At 59.0% G+C, this 18,991-nt stretch carries 21 protein-coding genes; 14 read left to right on the top strand and 7 right to left on the bottom strand.

What is annotated here, in order from left to right; translation table 11 throughout:
• Nucleotides 1–158: 158 nt before the first annotated feature.
• Nucleotides 159–1,685 (bottom strand): 2,3-bisphosphoglycerate-independent phosphoglycerate mutase, encoded by a 1,527-nt coding sequence (gpmI, locus tag ACW9IN_RS24120; protein ID WP_457368174.1) that lies wholly within the window; start codon nucleotides 1,683–1,685, stop codon nucleotides 159–161.
• A 151-nt stretch (nucleotides 1,686–1,836) separates the two neighbouring features.
• On the opposite strand from gpmI, the gene ACW9IN_RS24115 reads away from it, so the two are divergent.
• The 3 genes from ACW9IN_RS24115 to secB are packed head-to-tail and all read left to right on the top strand — an operon-like array spanning nucleotide 1,837 to nucleotide 3,028.
• Nucleotides 1,837–2,250 (top strand): rhodanese-like domain-containing protein, encoded by a 414-nt coding sequence (locus ACW9IN_RS24115; RefSeq protein ID WP_176997282.1) that lies wholly within the window; start codon nucleotides 1,837–1,839, stop codon nucleotides 2,248–2,250.
• 1 nt (nucleotide 2,251) lies between these two features.
• Complete coding sequence (gene grxC / locus ACW9IN_RS24110; RefSeq protein ID WP_010213876.1) at nucleotides 2,252–2,506, top strand: glutaredoxin 3; 255 nt, start codon at nucleotides 2,252–2,254, stop codon at nucleotides 2,504–2,506.
• A gap of 42 nt (nucleotides 2,507–2,548) precedes the next feature.
• A complete protein-coding gene (gene secB / locus ACW9IN_RS24105) occupies nucleotides 2,549–3,028 on the top strand; it encodes a protein-export chaperone SecB (RefSeq protein ID WP_457368173.1) in 480 nt (159 codons plus the stop codon).
• A gap of 157 nt (nucleotides 3,029–3,185) precedes the next feature.
• Here the strand turns inward: secB and ACW9IN_RS24100 are convergent, their stop codons facing one another.
• Nucleotides 3,186–3,641: a tRNA (cytidine(34)-2'-O)-methyltransferase gene (locus tag ACW9IN_RS24100; RefSeq protein WP_457368172.1), complete on the bottom strand. Its 456-nt coding sequence runs from the start codon at nucleotides 3,639–3,641 to the stop codon at nucleotides 3,186–3,188.
• On the opposite strand from ACW9IN_RS24100, the gene ACW9IN_RS24095 reads away from it, so the two are divergent.
• Nucleotides 3,640–4,080, top strand: a complete 441-nt coding sequence (locus ACW9IN_RS24095; protein WP_457368171.1) for a hypothetical protein — start codon at nucleotides 3,640–3,642, stop codon at nucleotides 4,078–4,080. The genes ACW9IN_RS24100 and ACW9IN_RS24095 overlap by 2 nt on opposite strands.
• A 446-nt stretch (nucleotides 4,081–4,526) precedes the next feature.
• Here ACW9IN_RS24095 and ntrC read toward each other — a convergent pair whose 3' ends face one another.
• The 3 genes from ntrC to ACW9IN_RS24080 form a co-directional block, all read right to left on the bottom strand.
• Nucleotides 4,527–5,963, bottom strand: a complete 1,437-nt coding sequence (ntrC, locus tag ACW9IN_RS24090; protein WP_457368170.1) for a nitrogen regulation protein NR(I) — start codon at nucleotides 5,961–5,963, stop codon at nucleotides 4,527–4,529.
• A complete protein-coding gene (glnL, locus tag ACW9IN_RS24085) occupies nucleotides 5,960–7,045 on the bottom strand; it encodes a nitrogen regulation protein NR(II) (RefSeq protein WP_024072896.1) in 1,086 nt (361 codons plus the stop codon). Before glnL ends, ntrC begins: the two co-directional genes overlap by 4 nt.
• Nucleotides 7,046–7,499: 454 nt before the next feature.
• Complete coding sequence (locus ACW9IN_RS24080) at nucleotides 7,500–8,036, bottom strand: chorismate mutase (RefSeq protein ID WP_457368169.1); 537 nt, start codon at nucleotides 8,034–8,036, stop codon at nucleotides 7,500–7,502.
• A 292-nt stretch (nucleotides 8,037–8,328) separates the two neighbouring features.
• Here ACW9IN_RS24080 and ACW9IN_RS24075 point away from each other — a divergent pair, with 292 nt between their 5' ends.
• Entirely contained in the window at nucleotides 8,329–9,024 is a 696-nt protein-coding gene (locus ACW9IN_RS24075; RefSeq protein WP_457368168.1) for a LuxR family transcriptional regulator, read from the top strand.
• 1 nt (nucleotide 9,025) lies between these two features.
• On the opposite strand, the gene ACW9IN_RS24070 is transcribed toward ACW9IN_RS24075, so the two are convergent.
• Nucleotides 9,026–9,706, bottom strand: a complete 681-nt coding sequence (locus ACW9IN_RS24070) for an acyl-homoserine-lactone synthase (protein WP_457368167.1) — start codon at nucleotides 9,704–9,706, stop codon at nucleotides 9,026–9,028.
• A gap of 451 nt (nucleotides 9,707–10,157) precedes the next feature.
• On the opposite strand from ACW9IN_RS24070, the gene ACW9IN_RS24065 reads away from it, so the two are divergent.
• Genes ACW9IN_RS24065 through ACW9IN_RS24025 form a run of 9 tightly spaced genes read left to right on the top strand, consistent with a single transcriptional unit; the run spans nucleotide 10,158 to nucleotide 17,423 of the window.
• On the top strand, nucleotides 10,158–11,426 hold the full coding sequence (locus tag ACW9IN_RS24065) for a beta-ketoacyl-[acyl-carrier-protein] synthase family protein (protein WP_457368166.1): 1,269 nt from the start codon (nucleotides 10,158–10,160) through the stop codon (nucleotides 11,424–11,426).
• Nucleotides 11,427–11,428: 2 nt separating this feature from the next.
• Nucleotides 11,429–12,211, top strand: coding sequence for a MaoC family dehydratase (locus tag ACW9IN_RS24060; protein WP_457368165.1), 783 nt, complete (start codon nucleotides 11,429–11,431; stop codon nucleotides 12,209–12,211).
• Between the two features lie 19 nt (nucleotides 12,212–12,230).
• A complete protein-coding gene (locus ACW9IN_RS24055; RefSeq protein WP_457368164.1) occupies nucleotides 12,231–12,497 on the top strand; it encodes an acyl carrier protein in 267 nt (88 codons plus the stop codon).
• Nucleotides 12,498–12,532: 35 nt separating this feature from the next.
• Nucleotides 12,533–13,423, top strand: coding sequence for a diiron oxygenase (locus ACW9IN_RS24050; RefSeq protein WP_457368163.1), 891 nt, complete (start codon nucleotides 12,533–12,535; stop codon nucleotides 13,421–13,423).
• Nucleotides 13,420–14,943: a phytoene desaturase family protein gene (locus ACW9IN_RS24045; RefSeq protein WP_457368162.1), complete on the top strand. Its 1,524-nt coding sequence runs from the start codon at nucleotides 13,420–13,422 to the stop codon at nucleotides 14,941–14,943. Before ACW9IN_RS24050 ends, ACW9IN_RS24045 begins: the two co-directional genes overlap by 4 nt.
• A complete protein-coding gene (locus ACW9IN_RS24040; RefSeq protein ID WP_457368161.1) occupies nucleotides 14,940–15,782 on the top strand; it encodes an alpha/beta hydrolase in 843 nt (280 codons plus the stop codon). The genes ACW9IN_RS24045 and ACW9IN_RS24040 overlap by 4 nt, the downstream gene beginning before the upstream one ends.
• 35 nt (nucleotides 15,783–15,817) lie before the next feature.
• Nucleotides 15,818–16,573 (top strand): SDR family NAD(P)-dependent oxidoreductase, encoded by a 756-nt coding sequence (locus tag ACW9IN_RS24035; RefSeq protein ID WP_457368160.1) that lies wholly within the window; start codon nucleotides 15,818–15,820, stop codon nucleotides 16,571–16,573.
• A 27-nt stretch (nucleotides 16,574–16,600) separates the two neighbouring features.
• Nucleotides 16,601–16,960 carry a ferredoxin FdxA gene (fdxA, locus tag ACW9IN_RS24030; protein ID WP_457368159.1) on the top strand — a complete coding sequence of 120 codons (360 nt, stop codon included), beginning with the start codon at nucleotides 16,601–16,603 and terminating at the stop codon, nucleotides 16,958–16,960.
• Nucleotides 16,961–16,991: 31 nt separating this feature from the next.
• Nucleotides 16,992–17,423 (top strand): hypothetical protein, encoded by a 432-nt coding sequence (locus ACW9IN_RS24025; protein WP_457368158.1) that lies wholly within the window; start codon nucleotides 16,992–16,994, stop codon nucleotides 17,421–17,423.
• A 78-nt stretch (nucleotides 17,424–17,501) separates the two neighbouring features.
• Here ACW9IN_RS24025 and glnA read toward each other — a convergent pair whose 3' ends face one another.
• On the bottom strand, nucleotides 17,502–18,908 hold the full coding sequence (glnA, locus tag ACW9IN_RS24020; RefSeq protein WP_169428462.1) for a glutamate--ammonia ligase: 1,407 nt from the start codon (nucleotides 18,906–18,908) through the stop codon (nucleotides 17,502–17,504).
• Between the last annotated feature and the right edge of the window lie 83 nt (nucleotides 18,909–18,991).

Below are 18,991 nucleotides of genomic sequence, written 5' to 3'. Positions count from 1 at the left end.
GTGGCGAGGGTGTGGCAAAAAGACAGACTCAAAAGCACCTCTCAACCTTGTGGGAGCTGGCTTGCCTGCGATGCGGACACCTCGGTGTTTCAGGGAAACCGAGTTTATGCTATCGCAGGCAAGCCAGCTCCCACAGGGGCTCGCGGTGCTTTTACGGGTTAGACCAGAATCGAAGTACCGGTCATTTCCACCGGCTTCTCCAGCCCCATCAGTTTCAGCATGGTCGGCGCCACATCCGCCAGTACGCCGCCTTCACGCACTTTCAGGTCGCGCTTGCCGACATAGATGAACGGCACCGGCTCGGTGGTGTGGGCCGTGTGGGCCTGCCCTGTGGACTCGTCGGACATCTGCTCGCAGTTGCCGTGGTCGGCGGTGATCAGTGCTTCGCCGCCGACTTTTTCCAGGGCATCGACGATACGACCGACGCACGTGTCCAGGCATTCCACGGCCTTGACCGCGGCCTCGAGGTTGCCGCTGTGGCCGACCATGTCACCGTTGGCGTAGTTGACCACGATCACGTCGTAACGCAGGTTGTCGATGGCGTCGACGATCTTGTCGGTCACTTCCGGCGCGCTCATTTCCGGTTGCAGGTCGTAGGTGGCGACTTTCGGCGAGGGGATCAGGATGCGCTCTTCGCCCGGGAACGGCTCTTCGCGACCGCCGGAGAAGAAGAACGTCACGTGGGCGTATTTCTCGGTTTCGGCGATACGCAGTTGGGTCTTGCCGTTTTTGGCCAGGTAGTCACCCAGCACGTTGTCCAGGCTGCCAGGTGCAAAGGCCGCCGGGGCGGGGATGCTGGCGGCGTACTGGGTCAGGCCCACGTACTGCACTTTTGGCTGGCGGGTGCGTTCGAATTCCTTGAAGTCGTCTTCGACAAAGACCCGGCTCAGCTCGCGGGCGCGGTCGGCGCGGAAATTCATGAACACCACGGCGTCGCCGTCTTCCACTTTCACCGGCTCACCGATGGTGGTGGCCTTGACGAATTCATCGCTCTCGCCACGGGCGTAGGCGGCTTCCAGGCCGGCCTGGGCGGTGGCGGCGTTGAACTCGGCCTGGCCGTCGACGATCAGGTTGTAGGCCTGGGATACGCGGTCCCAACGGTTGTCACGGTCCATGGCGAAGTAGCGGCCCACCAGGCTGGCGATACGACCTTTGCCGAGGGCGGCGAACGTGGCGTCCAGCAACTCGATGGACGATTGCGCGCTTTTTGGCGGGGTGTCACGGCCATCGAGGAAGGCGTGCAGGTAGATCTTGTCGGCGCCGCGTTTGAAAGCCAGTTCGGCCATGGCGACCAGGTGGTCCTGGTGGCTGTGGACGCCGCCGTCGGACAGCAGGCCCATGAAATGCACGGCCTTGCCGGCTGCAACTGCTTTATCGACCGCCGCGCAGATAGTCGGGTTCTCGAAGAACTCACCGTCGCGGATGGCTTTGGTGACACGGGTGAAGTCCTGGTACACCACTCGTCCGGCGCCGAGGTTCATGTGGCCGACTTCCGAGTTGCCCATCTGGCCGTCCGGCAGGCCCACGTCCATGCCGGAACCGGAGATCAAGCCGTTGGGCACGGTGGCGGTCAGGCGGTCCAGTACAGGCTTTTTGGCCGAGTACACGGCGTTGTCGTGGTGGCTTTCACTGTGTCCGAAGCCATCGAGAATTATCAGGACCAAAGGTTTAGGCGTGGTAGTCATAGATCCTCTCGCGGCGGTAATAAAGGAAGACAATTGAAAAGGGAGTGGCAGTTTAAAGCGAAGTTCCGACGACGTCACCGCTTTACGGGGGTTGGCCCCCCCTGACGGCTGTGTATACTTACCGCCATTTTAACGCCCTGGAACCTCCTTGATGGTCGATCACCTGATTGCATTTGCCACTGCCCACTACCTGCTCGTGGGTGCCTTCGTCATCCTGCTGGCGCTGCTGATCGCTCACGAATTGAGCCGCGGTGGCCGCAGCCTGAGCACGGCGGAGCTGACCGCGCTGGTCAACAAGGATGAGGCCGTTGTCGTGGACATCCGCCCCGCCAAGGAATTTGCCACCGGCCACATCGTCGGTGCACTGAACATCCCGCAGGACAAGCTGATCGCCCGCCTGGCCGAGCTGGAAAAACACAAGGCCAAGACCATCATCCTGGTCGACGCCCAGGGCCAGCATGCTGGTACCCACGCCCGCGAAATGCTCAAGACCGGTTTTACCGCCGCCAAACTGTCGGGTGGCATCAGCAGCTGGCGCGCCGATAACCTGCCGCTGGTGAAGTGATATGAGCCAGGTTGTCGTGTATTCCAGCGATTGGTGCCCTTACTGCATGCGGGCCAAGGCCCTGCTTGAGAAAAAGGGCGTTGCCTTCGAAGAGATCAAGGTCGACGGCAAACCCCAGGTGCGTGCCGAAATGGCCCAGAAGGCGGGGCGCACGTCCGTGCCGCAGATCTGGATCGGCGCCAAGCACATCGGTGGTTGCGACGACCTGTTCGCCCTGGAGCGCGCCGGTAAACTCGATGCGCTGCTGCTCGTCTGACTCCTAAACCCTAAAAGACCCCAAGATCAAGAAGGATCTGCGATGACTGACCAACAGAACACCGAAGCAGCAGAAGCCCAATCGCCACAGTTCTCGCTGCAGCGCATCTACGTGCGCGACCTGTCGTTCGAAGCGCCGAAAAGCCCGGCCATCTTCCGTCAGGAATGGACCCCAAGCGTTGCCCTGGACCTGAACACCCGCCAGAAAGCCCTGGAAGGCGATTTCCACGAAGTGGTGCTGACCCTGTCCGTCACCGTGAAGAACGGCGAAGAAGTGGCCTTCATCGCTGAAGTGCAACAGGCCGGTATCTTCCTGATCCAGGGCCTGGACGAAGCGTCCATGAGTCACACCCTGGGCGCGTTCTGCCCGAACATCCTGTTCCCGTATGCCCGTGAGACCCTGGACAGCCTGGTCACCCGTGGCTCGTTCCCTGCGCTGATGCTGGCACCGGTGAACTTCGATGCCCTGTACGCGCAAGAGCTGCAGCGCATGCAACAGGAAGGTTCGTCGACGGTTCAGTAATTTCGAATCCGACGCAGAACCCAATGTGGGAGGGGGCTTGTGTGGGAGCCGGGCTTGCCCGCGATGCAGACACCTCGGTTTATCAGTGATACCGAGTTGATGCTATCGCAGGCAAGCCAGCTCCCACACAAGCCCCCTCCCACATTTTGCTTGTGTATTACTTGAACCCGAGCTGGCGCCAGCCCTCGTAGACAGCAACGGCTACGGTGTTGGACAGGTTCAGGCTGCGGCACCCTTCGCGCATCGGCAAGCGCAGGCGATGGCCATCGGGCAGGGCGTCCAGCACGTCGGCCGGCAGGCCACGACTCTCGGGGCCGAACAGGAAGGCGTCACCCTCGGCAAAGCTGACATCATGGAACGGCTGCGAGCCCTTGGTGGTGAACCCGAACAGCCGTGGGTGGCCCAGGCTTTCCAGGCAACTTGCCAGGTCTGCGTGGCGTTTGAGCGTGGCGTACTCGTGGTAGTCCAGCCCGGCGCGACGCAGGCGTTTGTCGTCCATGTCGAAGCCCAGGGGCTCGATCAAATGCAGGTGGCAGCCACTGTTGGCACACAGCCTGATAACGTTGCCGGTATTCGGCGGAATTTCTGGTTGAAAAAGGATGACGTGAAACATGCACGGCTCCGAAGGCAAAGATGCGCTGCATTCTACCCCCGAAGAGGACCCAAGGCCGAAGCTTATGCCTCGGGTCATGGGCTCTTTGGCAATTGTCGGTCTGATGGTGGGGCTGATGATCGGTCGCCTGACCACCCCGGACCCGGTCGCGTTGCAGCAGATTGAAACGGCGGCGGATGGATTGGTGGTGTGGTTCAACAGCGAACCCAAGCTGCACGGCGAGCATATCGACGGCACCGTGGCGTTGCTGTTCGACGCGCAAGGCAAAGTCGTCAGTGGGCAACTCAAGGTCAATCAAAAGGATGTGAACTGGCGCGTGCGCAAGACCGACAGCGGCTTGCTGCTCAACCTGGTGGCGGCGCGGCCATTGCGCGGCGAGTGGAACGGTGAAAAGGCCGATGGCCGCTGGCGGTTGGAGATCCATCTCCGGGAAGAATAAAAGAGGGAATCCCCGGCCTGCCTGTACCAAGGTTCCCGAAACGGGCTGGGGCTATGGGCAATGCGCCGCATAAGCCCCGGGTGTAAAGAAGGGAGTTCCCGGCCTGCCTGTACCAGGGCTCCCAAAACGGGGTGAAGCCGCAACGGGCTTCGGTGTTAAAGAGGGGATTCTCGGCCTGCCTGTACCAAGGTCCCCGAAACTGGGTAGTACTGGAGTTACTGCAGGGCGCGTGCCAGAGTTGTCAGGTTGTGTCGAAAAATTTCTCAAGAAAGCGCAAAGCCCCGGAATACGGGGCTTTGGGGTTTTTGGCTTTCAAGATTTTTTCAGCAGCGCTGAAGTTTCAGGTATTGGATCCGTGCCCGATGCCAGTTCATGGTGCATTGAAGCGGTGCACGGTATTCGGGTTCTGCGCCGCTCCCACACTGGATCTTCAGTGAGGCTGAGATTCAGGCTTCGTCACCCTCGTCGTCATCCCCACCATCGACCTTCATGCCCAATTCCTTGATCTTGCGCGTCAAGGTGTTGCGCCCCCAGCCCAGTAGCACGGCAGCGTCGCGGCGTCGGCCGGCGGTGTGCTTGAGGGCGGTTTCGATCATGATCCGCTCGAACGCCGGTACGGCGCTGTCCAGCAGGCTCGATTGACCGCGTGCCAGCGCCTGGTCGGCCCATTGGCGCAGCGCCTGTTCCCAGTTGGTCACCGGTGCCGAATCCTGCGGCAGGCTCAGCAGTTCCGGCGGCAGGTCGCTGATATGCACTTCGCGCCCGGACGCCATCACGGTGATCCAGCGGCAGGTGTTCTCCAGCTGGCGCACATTGCCGGGCCACGGCAGGTTCTTCAGGTATTCCTCGGTCTCGCTCTTCAACAGCTTCGGCTCGACGGCCAGCTCTTGTGCGGCGCGGCTGAGGAAATGGCGGGCGAGGGTCGGGATGTCTTCGCGACGGTCCGACAGCCGCGGGATATGAATACGGATCACATTGAGGCGGTGGAACAAGTCTTCACGGAACTTGCCCGCATGCACCAGGGTTTCGAGGTTCTGGTGGGTCGCCGCGATGATGCGCACATCGACCTTGACCGGTGTGTGCCCCCCGACGCGATAGAACTCGCCGTCCGCCAGCACGCGCAGCAGGCGAGTCTGGGTGTCGGCCGGCATGTCGCCGATTTCATCGAGGAACAGCGTACCGCCGTCGGCCTGCTCAAAACGGCCACGGCGCAGGTTGGCCGCGCCGGTGAAGGCACCTTTTTCGTGGCCGAACAGCTCGGACTCCATCAAGTCCTTCGGAATCGCCGCCATGTTCAGCGCGATGAAGGGGGACGCCGCCCGTGGGCTATGGCGGTGTAGCGCGTGGGCCACCAGCTCTTTACCGGTACCCGACTCACCGTTGATCAGCACCGTGATGTTGGAATGGCTCAGCCGCCCGATGGCGCGAAACACTTCCTGCATCGCTGGCGCTTCACCGATGATTTCCGGGGTGCGGGTCAGGGTTGGCGGGGTTTCCTGGCTCTGCTGTTCCTGGGCGTGCTGGTTCGCGCGCTTGACCAGCGCCACCGCCTCATCCACATCGAACGGCTTGGGCAGGTATTCAAACGCACCGCCCTGGTACGACGCCACGGCGCTGTCCAGGTCGGAGTGTGCGGTCATGATGATCACCGGCAGGCGCGGATGCTGCTCACGGATCCGGGCCAGCAGGTCCAGGCCACTGGCGCCGGGCATGCGGATATCGGAAATGATCACATCAGGCTGCTGGCGCGCCAGGCGACTCATCACGCCATCGGCGCTGTCGAAGCTCTGGGTGGTCATGCCTTCCTGTTGCAAGGCTTTCTCGAGGACCCAGCGGATAGAACGGTCGTCATCGACGATCCAGACAGTTTCACTACGGCTCATGTCGATGGGGCTCCTTGTTCCAGAGGCAGAAAGATCGAGAAGGTGGTATGGCCGGGATGGCTTTCACATTCGATCAGACCCTGGTGCTGGCTGATGATGTTCTGGGTAATGGCCAGGCCCAGCCCGGTACCGTCCGGACGGCCGCTGACCATGGGAAAGAAGATGGTTTCCTGTAGTTCCGCAGGAATGCCCGGGCCGTTGTCGATGATTTCGACCTTGGTCACCAGGCGATGACGCACGTGCCCGATGGTGAACTGGCGCAGGGCGCGGGTGCGCAGGCTGATGCGGCCCAGGCGCAGCTCGTTCTGGCTGCTGATGGCCTGCATGGCGTTGCGCACGATGTTGAGTACCGCCTGGATCATCTGTTCACGGTCGATCAACACGTCGGGAATACTTGGGTCGTAGTCGCGCACCAAAGTGATGCAGCCCTGGCTTTCGGCCTCCACCAGTTGGCAGACGCGCTCCAGTACCTCATGCACGTTGGTCATCGCCAGCGAGGGCAGCTTGTTGGAGCCGAGCATGCGGTCCACCAGGTTACGCAGGCGATCGGCTTCCTCGATGATGACGTTGGTGTAGTCCTTGAGGTGTTCGTCCGGCAGTTCGCGGGCCAGCAACTGCGCGGCGCCGCGGATCCCGCCGAGGGGGTTCTTGATCTCGTGGGCCAGGCCGCGTACCAGCATCTTGCTGGTTTCCTGCTTGGACAACTGCGCCTCCTCCTTGGTGATGCGCAGCAGGCGATCACGGGGGTGCACTTCCAGCAGCAACAGCGTGGCGCCGTTGCTCAGAATGGGCGTCACGGCGTAGTCGACGGTCAGGGTCTGGCCGGTAAGGGCGGTGAGCATCGCTTCACGTTTGGTGAACGGATGGGCCTGCTCCACGGCCTGGCGCAACGAGCTCAGAGCTTCGGCCGACTCGGTGAACAGTTCGCTGATGAATTGCCCATGGCTACGCTGGCCACTGATGGCCAGGAGCATCTCCGCCGCCGGGTTCATGTACTCCAGACGCAGGTCGTCATTGAGCAGAATGGTCGCGGTGGTCAGGTTGTCGAGTAGCAAACGGTGCAGTGCATCGCTGATGGTCATCGGGACCTCTTTTGGAGCAAGGCGCGGGCTTGAGGCGCACGCTGATGCAAGGAAAATGCAAAAAACAAACCAAGGCTCCGAAAAGAAGCGCGCACGCCCTGAAATGGGGGTTTTTGGCGCGAAACTCTGGCGTTTTGCCAGCTTGCTCGGGAAGTTTCGAACCAAAATGGGCTGAGCAGATGGGAAGGGTGCAGCCCGTCGCACCAATATAGTGCGATTTTGTGAAGGTTGTTCAGGATGCAGGAAATTACGCTGAATCGCCTGGAAGGATGTGGGCAGTGTGGGAGCTGGCTTTGATTGTTCCCACGCTCCGCTTGGGAATGCCGCCCTGGACGCTCCGCGTCAGCCTTTGAAGTCGTGACGCGGAGCGTCACAGGATGCGTTCCCACGCAGAGCATGGGAACGATCAGTCATCAAGACAGTTGCTCCCACATTTTGATCGGGTTTGCAGGCTTCAGCCTTTGTGGATGCACAGCTCGGCGGTGGCGCGGATCATTGCCAGTTGGCGCAGTGGATCGTTCAGCGGCTGATGTACGGCTTGGGCGAGCCATGCGGGGCACTGCGGGTCGGTGCGTTGCGGGGTGAAGTCGGCCAATTGCTGCAGCAGGCGTTTTTGCAGGTCATCCAGCTGCGGGCGTATTTGCTTCACAAGGTCCGGCCGCGGAGCGTCAGGTGCCTTGCCTTGCAATGCCCAGTCGGAAAAGTGGGTGTACTGCACCAGTTTATTGGCTTCGATCTGCGCCGAAAAAAACTGCTCGGCGGCGGCTGGGTCCAGTTTGTAGCTCGGCGCCTGGGTTTTCACGCTGTTGATGACGTCCTGTTCCCGCGGGCGGTCTTCCACGGCCTTGTGACTGTCCCATTTGCTCAAGGCCACCTGGTCGGCGATGGTCAGGCGTTCGGCGATGCTGCCGAGTAAAGGCGCGAGAGTGGGCGGAGCAGCAAACGCGGTGGTGCTGAAGAGAATTAAAGCGAGTATGAGTCGAGTGGCCACGAATTTTCTCCATAGAAGCGCAACACCTTATCTTGCCTTGCAACCAGGTAGCTATCAAATAGAAGACATGGTCATCATCATTGATTTCAATTTGATTAACTCGACCCATTAATTTCAGATAAATCCTACGCTTGACTTTTATTGACGGGTATTTAGTATGCGTAAATTGCGCGGTCGGAAGCCGGCTGAGCACATCGCGCTAAATCTAATGCCCCCTCCCAAGGTTGAGTGATTATCTCGCGGTTCCAGTATGTAATGACGAGCTCATAATATGGAAAGCAGAAATAACTTCATGGATCGCTCCCTGGTTGACGATACTCATTTGCGTAACGAGCTTGAATTTCTGCTGGGAGACCTGCAAGGCTTAAGTTATGCTTATTTCGCTGTTCCCTGTAATCGCGAAGTGCCACCTCTGGTTATATCTAATTATCCGGAAGCGTGGCTGAAAACGTATAAAGAGGGCAGCTATCACTTAGTGGATCCTATTATTCAGCATGGCCTGAAGTGCTGTGCGCCTTTTTCCTGGAGTGATGCGCGCCAGGCAATAGCCAGTGAAAAGAGTCAGGAATTATTAAGAAGATCAAGCCAGTACCAGATATCCTCTGGCGCAACTTTTATATTGCATGATGCCAGTGGCATGTTCAGCTCCTTGAGTTTGTCCAGTGGTGGACCGCAATCCGAAGTTGATCGGCTTATGGTGGGCCAGCAGGCGCGCTTACAAATGGCACTGATTCATTTTCATCATCGATTGCTAAGTCTGAGAACACTCGATGAGTTGTTTTTTCGCGCTCAGAGCGGGCCGTTGTCGGTGAAGGAGCTGGAGGTGCTCAAGTGGGTGATGATGGGCAAGTCCTACCGGGAGATCGCGCTGATCTGCGCGATCTCCGAGCGGACGGTCAAATTTCACATGTCCAACATCTCTGAGAAGCTGAACGTCTGCAATGCCAAACAAGCGGTGTATGAGGCTCAGCGCAAGGGCATTCTCTGACTCAAGCGCCGCAGCGTCGTTGCCTGTCGAACAAGGGCTCGTGCCAGTGCAGGTGGCGGGGCCACTGGCTTGCCTGATCCCATGGCAAGCGGTGCTTGCGTTCGATGTTGAGCAGCAGTCTCTGGCGGTTGAGCTCGTTCACGGGCATGTTCAGCAGTAACACCTTTTCTCCCGGCGAGGCCTCGCCGCTGTCCAGTACGTCGTAATGCCAACCGGCGTTGCGCACGATCCGCCCCATGGCATTGCTCACAACCGTGATGATCGAGTCCAGCCCACTGCTGGCGGCGTAATTGTGCATGCTGAAAAGCAGCATTTCGGTTAATGGCATGTGACCCAGGTCCAGTGCGCGAGAGCGAGTCTTGTCGACAAAAAAACGGCTGGATTCGGCCATGCGCGAATGTTTGGGGGGGTCAATACGGAAGAAGTCTCTAAAGGGACCTTCCACCATGTAAGGGTTTAACGTATTGATCAGGCGAAGACCTGCTAATGGGATCCCATTTATAGCACCGATCAAATAGGTCGTCTGTTCGTTGTCGTACTCATCGAATTCGAGGCCACCACTGATATTAACCTTCCAGTTCATACGATCGGCGAACACTTGTTTACGTAAACTATATAAGTCAGATGCCCAGGCGTGGGGCGTCGCACTATATTCGAGCACGTAGAATTCCACTCTTTCCATAGTATAAATACTCTAGTTTGCAGTGTTGAGCGCAAAAAGGGGGCTTTTGCCTGTGTGTGATTCTGAGCGTGAGGTTTTCAGCGGATAGAAAGCATTTTGCTATTACTCAGGCATCAATGCCTGTCAATTGGCAATCTGTACTTTGGTGCAGGTTCGAGATTTATTATTTAGTTCTGTCCCGTTGGTTGTCACCTGCACTTAGATACAGTTGTATTGCTGGAAGGGCTGCGACAAATTATCCCCAGCGGCGCTTCAATGTTGCGCCACTCACACCCCGAAAGTTTTTAAAAGTAAAAGTTTGTGAAGTCTGGCTGCACAATTTGTGTAGCTTGACGCTCAACTTTTACATATGCCCGAACATGCCATCGGAAGTCTGAGTAGTCAGCGCAGGCTTGCACTGCTCACTATTTTGCAAGGCATGCCCAGCCAAGACATCGAAACAGGTAAGAACATGAAAGAGTTCGCTTCTTCAGAACCGCGTCGGGTCGTTGTAACCGGTTACGGGGCTATTTGCTCGCTTGGCCCGAATGTCGACGCCATCTGGGACGCCATGATGGATTATCAGGTCGGATACCGTCGGCACAGCTTTGACGATCCCAGTATCCATGCCCGTTATTTCGGTTTCATCGAAGATTTCGGTCGCGAGGCGATGCGCCCGTTTCCGAAGAAAATCTCCAAGATGTTGCCGCTTTTCGCCAAATACAGCCTGGTAGCGACCCATGAAGCGCTGCAAATGGCGTTTGGTGACACACCGCTGGATGAGGTGGTCTCGCCCTTTGATCGCGGTGTGATTCTGGGGACCGGCTGGGGTGGGCTCGATACGGCCAACAGCAATAACAACGAATACCGTGAGCATGGCATCTCGACGTCGTTTGCGACGGTTATGTCGATGTGCAACGCCGCGACTGCCGGCATCACCATGAACTGGAACATGCGGGGTATCCAGAACAGCCCGGTGGCGGCCTGTGCAACAGGCACCATTGCCATTGGTGAAGCCTATGAGGCGATCCGTGGTGGCCGCGCCAAAGTGATGATTGCGGGCGGCAGCGAGTCGTTGAAGGAGCAGTTCAACGTCTGGTCGGTGGATGTGATGCAGGCGTTGAGCAAGGAGCAGGAAAATACTCGCCTGGCCTGTTGCCCGTTCAGCAAAGGCCGTAGTGGCTTCGTGCTCTCGGAGGGTGCGGCGGTGCTGTGCCTCGAAGAGTACGAGTCGGCGCGGGCGCGCGGCGCGCGGATTCTGGGGGAGATCACCGGTTACGCCAACTATTCGGACGCCTACGACATGACGGCTCCGGCCGAAGACATGCAGGCGCGGGTTCGGGTGATCAATGACGTCTGCCGCCAGGCCGGTGTCGAAGCGTCTCAGATCGATTACGTGAACCTGCACGGTACGTCGACGCCGCTCAACGATGTCAACGAAACCCGCTCGGTGAAACTGGCGCTGGGCGATGCCGCCTACGGCATCCCGATGTCCAGCACCAAGTCCTATACCGGCCATTTGATCGGTGCCGCAGGTTCCGTGGAGGCGATCTTCTGCCTCAAGGCCATCGCCCAAGGGACGATCCCGGCGACTATTCATATGGATGAGGCCGATCCCGAGTGTGACCTCAACTACGTGCCTAACGAGCACTTGCATGGGCAAGACCTGAACAATGTGCTGAACCTGAGCTTCGGCTTCGGTGGTGCCAACGCCGGCATCATGCTGCGCAAGGTGGTCTGATCATGCAGCTGCAATTTGGAGCCGAGCAGATCGAAGCCTGGGCGGACCTCTCGGGTGACCGTAACCCGATTCACTTCGACCGTGAGGCGGCACGCCAAATGGCCGCTGACGATATCGTGGTCCACGGCATGCTCACGATGCTGCCCATCAAGCACCACATGGGGCGGGTCAATCAGGTTCTGCCCGAGGAATGGGTGCAATTCAAGGCGCTGCTCAAGGCGCCGGTGCTGCGTGACAGCCAGGTCGCGTTGTCGACTCGGGAGCGCAGCGACAGCACCGGCTTCAAGTTGCAGCCCAGCGTGGGCGGCGGTGAGCATGTCATTGGACATGTGCGCAACGTCGAGGCGCCGTTGTGGCTGTCCAGTACTCCTGGCTTTTCGCTGGCGCGCGATGAGGTCACGGCCTGGCTCGCAGCGTTTCGTGATGACGTCGGTCGCGGAATGGATGATTGGGTGGCACTCGATGCGCTGATCTTTTCCTATTTCATTCGATACCACCTCGACGTGGTCTTCGAGCGCCTGTCTCCACAGTTTCGCCAGCAAACCCGGCTCGACCGGCTGGAGGACCTGACGAGCCACCTGGTGGTGCAGACCAGCCACCAGATCACCTTTTGTTCGTCGTTGCGTTCGCTTGACGAATTGCCAACCGACATTCGCTGTGAAATCGACAACATCACCCTGATCGAAAGCCCCGGCAAAGCCGTGGGCACGCTCGATCTGGGGGTGCACGTCAATGAGCGCCACGTCATGACCATCACGCTTGGCCTGATGGCAAAAACGATTTAACCCACGAAGGAGCTCTGCAATGACCACTGTATCTGAAGTATTTGCTGTTGTTCGCGATCTGATTCTGGAGCTCAAGGATGTCGACGAAGATGCGGTAACCCTGGATACCAGCATCGAGTCGATGGAGCTCGACAGCCTGGATTTCGTTGAAATGCAGGTCGTGGTGCAGAAGAAGATCGGTTTGGCGCTGGACCCGGATTCGTTCGCCAGTCGCAAGATCGCCACGCTGCGTCAGCTGTGTGAGTTCGTGGTCGAGCTCAAGGCATCGGCGGCCGTCCCTGCCTGATCGGCAGATTCTCAGTTACGCAGAGGAGCAGGGGAATGTCCAAGCAGACACTCACCATTTCAAAGGCAAGGGAGTCCAAGGTCCGCAAGCTGAGTGCCGTTTCGCACCACAGGACCATGGACCACGCAACGGTGCTGCCCTGGGACCAAGAGATTGATCTCAGCCTGTACCCCAAGAACCCCGATCATCTGTGGATCAACGGTACACGGTTTATCGAGGGCTTGAGTGACGCACAGAAGCTGGAACTGGCATGGCTGGAGACGGGGCGTGATATCTCCATGTTCATCTGGCTGGAGCAGACGATTCCGCCGTTGTACATGGGCTATGTCACTCAGTTTCACGAGACTATCTCCGAAGACCTGCAGGAGTATCTGATGGTCTTCTCCAAGGAGGAGATCGTGCACACCCTGACATTCAAACGGTTCATGGCAAAGGCCGGGTTGCAGTTGTGGAAGCCGCCGGTCGGCCTGTTCGAGTTGCTGACGGTGACGTTGCCGAAGATGGAGCCGGCGGTGGGCGTGCTGTTCACGCTGCTGATCGAATGGGTGGCGGAGTTGGGGGCGATGCACACGTCCCAGGGCCCGGGCATCGAGCCGATGACCCGGACCATGTTTCGTGAGCATCACCATGATGAGGCGCGGCACATTGCCTTTGGTCGCTGGATCAGCGAGTCGTTCTTTGAAACGGCGAGTCCTGAAGCCATCGCGCAGGTGCGGGCCATGGCGAGTCGGATCATGCCGGTGCTGATCGACATGTTTACCTACAACCCGGAAATCGCGCTGCACACCTCGTTCACATTTCCGGTCGCCCCGGATGACAAGGCGCAGATCGAGGAAGTCTGGCGCTCCGCAAGCAACGCCAAGCTCAATGACGAGCGGTTTGCCGAGATCTACGCCTGGGTCGACAAGCTGGGGTTGCGCCAATGAGTGACGCCGATTGGGACGCGATCTTTGTCGGTGCGGGGATCACCAGCCTGGCCTGTGCGGCCATGCTGGTGAAGCGTAATCCAGGCATTCGCCTGCTGATGGTGGACAAGCATATCGTCGTCGGCGGCTATGCCTCCACGTTCAGCCGTCCGAAGCAAGAGGCGGTCTTCGACTGCAGCCTGCACAAGCTCAGCGGCATGGACGAGGAGGGCAACCTGATTCGTATCCTGCGCAGTCTCGGGTTGGAAGAAGCGCTGGACCTGGTTTACCCCCAGGACTATTTCTGTGCCTACCAGAACGGGACTGCGTTGGCGCTGGCCAATGACGCGGACGACGTCGAGCGTCAGTTGACCGAGCGCTTCGCTCACCAGGCCGAGGCCATTGCGACCTTTTTCGAGCATGTTCGGACCTATGGTCGCAACGGTTATTACCAGTTCCAGATGATGGACGGCACGTTTGAGCCGGACATGGCTCAACTGCGTTTCGCCCATCGAAACCTGAAGCACAAGACCGTGCGCCAGGCGCTGGCGGAACTGTTCGACGATCCCTATCTGATCGAAATCCTGGCGGCGCCCGGCATCTATGTCGGTGGTTACTCCGAAGACCTGGGTTACTTGTATTACCTGCATGTGGTGTACGCCACGCTCAACCGTGGCAATGCCTATGTCCGCGGTTCTTCACAGCATTTATCCAACTTGTTGGCCCGACAGGTCGAGCAGGCGGGTGGGCAGATCCAGCTCGGTACGCGGGTCGAGGAGGTACTGACCGACGGGCAAGGCAATGCCACCGGTATCCGTACCAACCGTGGCGTATTCCATTCGTCACGGGTGTACATCAATGCCTCCCCGCACTACGCGGTACAGCATTTGTTCGCGGCGGATGTGGAGCTGACGGCTACCCGGGAAAAACTCACTGCGTTGAAGCCGGCACGTTCTACCACCACGGTCTACCTGGTGACCGATGTGCCACCGGCACAACTGGGTTTACATCACAGTGAGTCAATGATGTTCGCCGCTGACCCGGCAGCCGCTGCCGAACTGCGCATAGAGGCCGAGCGCAGCGGTTATGAAGCGTCGCTCAGTGAGCGGGCGTTCTGGGCGATGTCACCGGTCGAGGTCACCAACTACCACGCGCTGGACCCTGCTGCGGGCCAGGTCGTGTGTATCAACGTGCTCGACTCGATCGGCCATTGGCCGCAGCGTCGGACCGAGGACTATCGCGCCAAGAAGAAACGGGCCTGCGACATGCTGGTTGAGCGTCTGTTGGAGCATGTGCCGGGGTTGCGTGGACATATCCTGCATACGGAAGTGGCGACGCCGCACACCTATGTGAAATTCACCAACAACACCGACGGCTCTGGCTACGGCGCGATGGTGGGTACCGATCTCAAGGGGCACGTGTTCCATCATGGCTTTCCGGTGCAGGGCGTGCAGTTTCTCAGCGCCTGGGTGGCTGGTCCCAGCTATGAGGCCGCGTTCGGCTATGCCGAGATGAAAGCTCGGCAGTGGAGGCGTGCATGAGCAGGGGCGCGCCGCCACCGAACGGGTTGGGCAGTGTCCTGTCCAGGCTGTTTATCCGGGTGATGTTTCGCCAGGTGCAGGGCTGGAAACGCGAAGTGCCGGCGCGCGCGACAGGTTTCGTCGAGGTGGCGCGCGACGGCAGCCGGCTCGAAGGGACGACGCAGCGCACCGATGTGATGCAGCCCCGGGGCGTGGTGATTTTGTGTCATCCGTTTCTCAAGTACGGCATGCATTACTTCTTCGAAAACAGGTTCGATCAGGTGATTCTCGAACAGGGGTATCACGTGGTCACGTTCAACTTCAAAGGCTTTGGTGGCAGCACCATCGGCGGGCGAGCGTTTGCCGAGGATGTGTTGGCGATCGCCAGGAAGGTCTCGCGGGACAACCCTGGCTTGCCTATCCATCTGATGGGCTGGTCATTTGGTGGATACCACGTGGCCCATGCTCTGGCACAGGACGCGACGCCCTTCACCTGCGCAGTGCTGGACAGTGTGCCGGTCTCGATGCGCAGTTACTTCACGCGCGGGCCGCTGCGCTGGGTCATGCGCTGGCTCAGTGCCAGTCGCCTGGCGGTACCCACAGGAACCTGTGCCATCGACCACTCGCTGCAAGGTGTACGGCATCTGCCGATCGCCTACCTCTATGGCCGCAACGACCGCTTTATTGACGAAGCCGGCGTAACGCAATTGCGTCGATGTTGCGAGGCGTTGCATGTGGTGGGTTTTGACGGCTGCAACCATCTGGAAAACCACAAGAAGCATCGAGACCGTTACTTCGAGGAGATCTTTGAGTTCTTCAGTCGTGCGGAAACTCGGAAAACCGTTTTGCCGGTGGTGTAACGGCAAAGTGCTTAACAGGCTGAAGGATCTATGTCATGGGTGTTCAACAGGCTTCAAACGGCAAATGGATAATGGTCACGGGCGGCAGTCGCGGCATTGGGCGTGCGCTGGTGTTAGCCCTGGCGCGGGAAGGCTACCAAGTGGCATTCACCTATCAGTCGTCAGCGACCGCCGCGCGTGAGCTTGAGCAGGAAGTCGAGGCCGAGGGTGGCTGGGCGCGTGGGTATGCCTGTGACGGGCGGGATCACGGCTCGGTCGAGGCCGTGTGTACAGAGTTGGTGCAGACCCTCGGCGAGCCCTATGGGCTGATCAACAATATGGGCATCACCGGCGACCAATTGCTGTTCAAGTTCGATATTGAGCGTTACCGCGATGTCGTCTCGACCAACCTGGATTCCGCCGTGTATTTCAGCAAATGCCTGGCACCGGCAATGGCTTCCGAACGCCGCGGCAAGATCTTGCACATGTCGTCGGTCAGTGGGCTGAAAGGCAACAAGGGGCAACTGGGCTATTCGGTGACCAAGGCGGCGATGATCGGGATCACCAAGACCATGGCCTTGGAGCTCGCACGCTTCAAGATCACGGTCAACGCGATTGCGCCTGGCTTCATTGCAACGGAAATGGTCGAGCAGATTGCCGACCCGGTGCGCAAATCGATCACTGACACCATTCCGCTCAAGCGTTTTGGCGAGGTCCGTGAAGTGGCAGCCCTGGCCAGCTTTTTGTTGTCAGGCCAGGCCGACTACATCACCGGGCAGACGTTCGTGATCGATGGCGGCCTTACGGCCTGAACCCACCAGACATATACGAGGCACGCTATGACCTACGTAGTGACTGACAACTGCATTCAATGCCGTCATACCAACTGTGTCGACATCTGCCCGGCAGACGCTTTCCACTTGGGGCCGAATTTCATGGTCATCAACCCAGAGGAGTGTGTTGACTGTGGTTTATGTGTGCCGGAGTGTCCCGAGGAAGCCATTGCCGCTGAAAACCGGCTGGATGACAGTAATCGGCATTTTCTTGCGCTCAATGCCGAGTTGGTTAACCACTGGCCGGTGATCCTGCAGCGTATTCCTCCCCTGGCGGATCACGCGCAATGGAGTCAAAAGCCCAATAAACTGCCCTACCTGGTGCGAGAGGCCGAGGCGATGAACTTGGCTGAAGGCGCTCTCTGATCCTCACAGGTGTGCAGCAAGGAGTGACCGCATGGCAAATGGATACAACGTGGCACTGTTGATAGGAGGAGGGCTCAGCCTGGTGGCGGCCTTGGCGCACATTGGCGTGATTCTGGTGGGCCCCTCCTGGTATCGCTTGTTTGGTGCGGGCGAGCGCATGGCCGTTGCGGCGCAGGAGGGGCGCTGGTTTCCCGCCGTCATCACGCTCGCGATTGCCTTGGTGCTTGCCAGCTGGGGCGCTTACGCCTTGTCCGGCGCCGGGGTTATAGGGCCGCTCCCCTTGTTGCGCCCTGCGTTGTGCGTGATCACGCTGATCTATCTTGTGCGCGCACTGCTTGGGCCATTCGCCCTGATCGGCACCGGGCGCAGCACTCGCTTCATCATTGTCAGTTCCGTGATCTGCCTGTTGTACGGGGTCGTGCATCTGCTCGGTCTGGTACGCGGGTGGGATGCGCTGGCGTAAACCGAGGCACAAAAAAACTCCCAGCGGCTTGCGCCGACTGGGAGTTTTTTTTACGCCGCGTCAAGCAGCGCTACCGGATCAGCAGCTGTAGTACAGCTCGTATTCCAGTGGGTGTACGAAGGTGCGGACCTTGATTTCTTCTTCGCTTTTCAGGGCGATGTAGGCATCGATGAAGTCGTCGCTGAACACGCCGCCTTTGGTCAGGAACGCACGGCCCTTGTCCAGCTCTTCCAGGGCTTCTTTCAGGCTGCCGCACACTTGTGGGATCTCTTTGGCCTCTTCAGGCGGCAGGTCGTACAAGTTCTTGTCGGCGGCGTCGCCAGGGTGGATCTTGTTCTGGATACCGTCCAGGCCGGCCATCAGCAGTGCTGCGAAAGCCAGGTACGGGTTGGCAGCCGGGTCCGGGAAGCGTGCTTCGATACGACGGCCACGTGGGCTGTTGACGTAAGGGATACGGATCGAGGCGGAACGGTTGCGAGCCGAGTAGGCCAGCATCACCGGGGCTTCGAAGCCAGGTACCAGACGCTTGTAGGAGTTGGTCGCCGGGTTGGTGAAGCCGTTCAGGGCCTTACCGTGCTTGATGATACCGCCGATGAAGTACAGGGCGGTTTCCGACAGGCCGGCATAGCCTTCGCCGGCGAAGGTGTTCTTGCCGTCTTTGGCGATGGACATGTGAACGTGCATGCCCGAACCGTTGTCGCCGTACAGAGGCTTCGGCATGAAGGTCGCGGTGCGGCCGTAGGCGTCAGCAACGTTGTGTACAACGTACTTCAGGGTTTGAACTTCGTCAGCTTTCTTCACCAGAGTGTTGAACTTGACGCCGATTTCGTTCTGGCCGGCAGTTGCCACTTCGTGGTGGTGAACTTCGACGGTCTGACCCATTTCTTCCAGTGCGTTGCACATGGCAGTACGGATTTCGTGGTCGTGGTCAAACGGCGGAACCGGGAAGTAGCCGCCTTTGATGCCTGGACGGTGGCCTTTGTTGCCGCCTTCCACGTCCTGGTCGGACATCCACGAACCTTGCTCGGAGTAGATCTTGAACATGGAGCCGGAGATGTCGGATTTGAACTTCACTTCGTCGAAGATGAAGAACTCTGGCTCCGGACCTGCGAAGACGGTGTCACCGATACCGGTGGTCTTCAGGTATTCCTCGGCGCGGTGAGCGATGGCGCGTGGGTCGCGGTCGTAACCTTGCATGGTCGAAGGTTCGATGATGTCGCACACCAGGATCAGGGTCGGTTCTTCGGTGAACGGGTCCAGAACGGCGGTTTCGTCGTCCGGCAGCAGGATCATGTCGGAGGCTTCGATGCCTTTCCAGCCAGCGATGGAGGAACCGTCGAACATCTTGCCGACTTCGAAGAAGTCGTCTTCCAGCGCGTCGCGAGCCGGCATGGTCACGTGGTGCTGAGTGCCTTTGGTGTCCGTGAAGCGCAGATCAATCCATTTAACGTCATGATCTTTGATGAGTTGAACCGACTTCGACATAGTGTCCTCCGGGTGGCTTCGGGCTGGGGTAGTGGAGTTAGCCCTAGAATATGGGTGATGCCGGCGCGGATACTCCGCCATGG

The organism is Pseudomonas sp. SDO5271_S396 (assembly GCF_054071795.1).
Note: the sequence above shows the minus strand (reverse complement) of the source record. Positions and strands in the feature narration are given on the sequence as shown.

What these genes read in the sequence shown, in the direction of transcription:
- ACW9IN_RS24040 (WP_457368161.1), top strand. Translation starts at nt 14,940, where the DNA reads ATGAGCAGGGGCGCGCCGCCACCGAACGGGTTGGGCAGTGTCCTGTCC.
- glnA (WP_169428462.1), bottom strand. Translation starts at nt 18,908, where the DNA reads ATGTCGAAGTCGGTTCAACTCATCAAAGATCATGACGTTAAATGGATT.
- ACW9IN_RS24065 (WP_457368166.1), top strand. Translation starts at nt 10,158, where the DNA reads ATGAAAGAGTTCGCTTCTTCAGAACCGCGTCGGGTCGTTGTAACCGGT.
- secB (WP_457368173.1), top strand. Translation starts at nt 2,549, where the DNA reads ATGACTGACCAACAGAACACCGAAGCAGCAGAAGCCCAATCGCCACAG.
- fdxA (WP_457368159.1), top strand. Translation starts at nt 16,601, where the DNA reads ATGACCTACGTAGTGACTGACAACTGCATTCAATGCCGTCATACCAAC.
- ACW9IN_RS24060 (WP_457368165.1), top strand. Translation starts at nt 11,429, where the DNA reads ATGCAGCTGCAATTTGGAGCCGAGCAGATCGAAGCCTGGGCGGACCTC.
- gpmI (WP_457368174.1), bottom strand. Translation starts at nt 1,685, where the DNA reads ATGACTACCACGCCTAAACCTTTGGTCCTGATAATTCTCGATGGCTTC.
- ACW9IN_RS24035 (WP_457368160.1), top strand. Translation starts at nt 15,818, where the DNA reads ATGGGTGTTCAACAGGCTTCAAACGGCAAATGGATAATGGTCACGGGC.
- ACW9IN_RS24075 (WP_457368168.1), top strand. Translation starts at nt 8,329, where the DNA reads ATGGATCGCTCCCTGGTTGACGATACTCATTTGCGTAACGAGCTTGAA.
- ACW9IN_RS24100 (WP_457368172.1), bottom strand. Translation starts at nt 3,641, where the DNA reads ATGTTTCACGTCATCCTTTTTCAACCAGAAATTCCGCCGAATACCGGC.
- ACW9IN_RS24050 (WP_457368163.1), top strand. Translation starts at nt 12,533, where the DNA reads ATGTCCAAGCAGACACTCACCATTTCAAAGGCAAGGGAGTCCAAGGTC.
- ACW9IN_RS24055 (WP_457368164.1), top strand. Translation starts at nt 12,231, where the DNA reads ATGACCACTGTATCTGAAGTATTTGCTGTTGTTCGCGATCTGATTCTG.
- ACW9IN_RS24045 (WP_457368162.1), top strand. Translation starts at nt 13,420, where the DNA reads ATGAGTGACGCCGATTGGGACGCGATCTTTGTCGGTGCGGGGATCACC.
- ACW9IN_RS24070 (WP_457368167.1), bottom strand. Translation starts at nt 9,706, where the DNA reads ATGGAAAGAGTGGAATTCTACGTGCTCGAATATAGTGCGACGCCCCAC.
- ntrC (WP_457368170.1), bottom strand. Translation starts at nt 5,963, where the DNA reads ATGAGCCGTAGTGAAACTGTCTGGATCGTCGATGACGACCGTTCTATC.
- grxC (WP_010213876.1), top strand. Translation starts at nt 2,252, where the DNA reads ATGAGCCAGGTTGTCGTGTATTCCAGCGATTGGTGCCCTTACTGCATG.
- ACW9IN_RS24025 (WP_457368158.1), top strand. Translation starts at nt 16,992, where the DNA reads ATGGCAAATGGATACAACGTGGCACTGTTGATAGGAGGAGGGCTCAGC.
- glnL (WP_024072896.1), bottom strand. Translation starts at nt 7,045, where the DNA reads ATGACCATCAGCGATGCACTGCACCGTTTGCTACTCGACAACCTGACC.
- ACW9IN_RS24115 (WP_176997282.1), top strand. Translation starts at nt 1,837, where the DNA reads ATGGTCGATCACCTGATTGCATTTGCCACTGCCCACTACCTGCTCGTG.
- ACW9IN_RS24095 (WP_457368171.1), top strand. Translation starts at nt 3,640, where the DNA reads ATGCACGGCTCCGAAGGCAAAGATGCGCTGCATTCTACCCCCGAAGAG.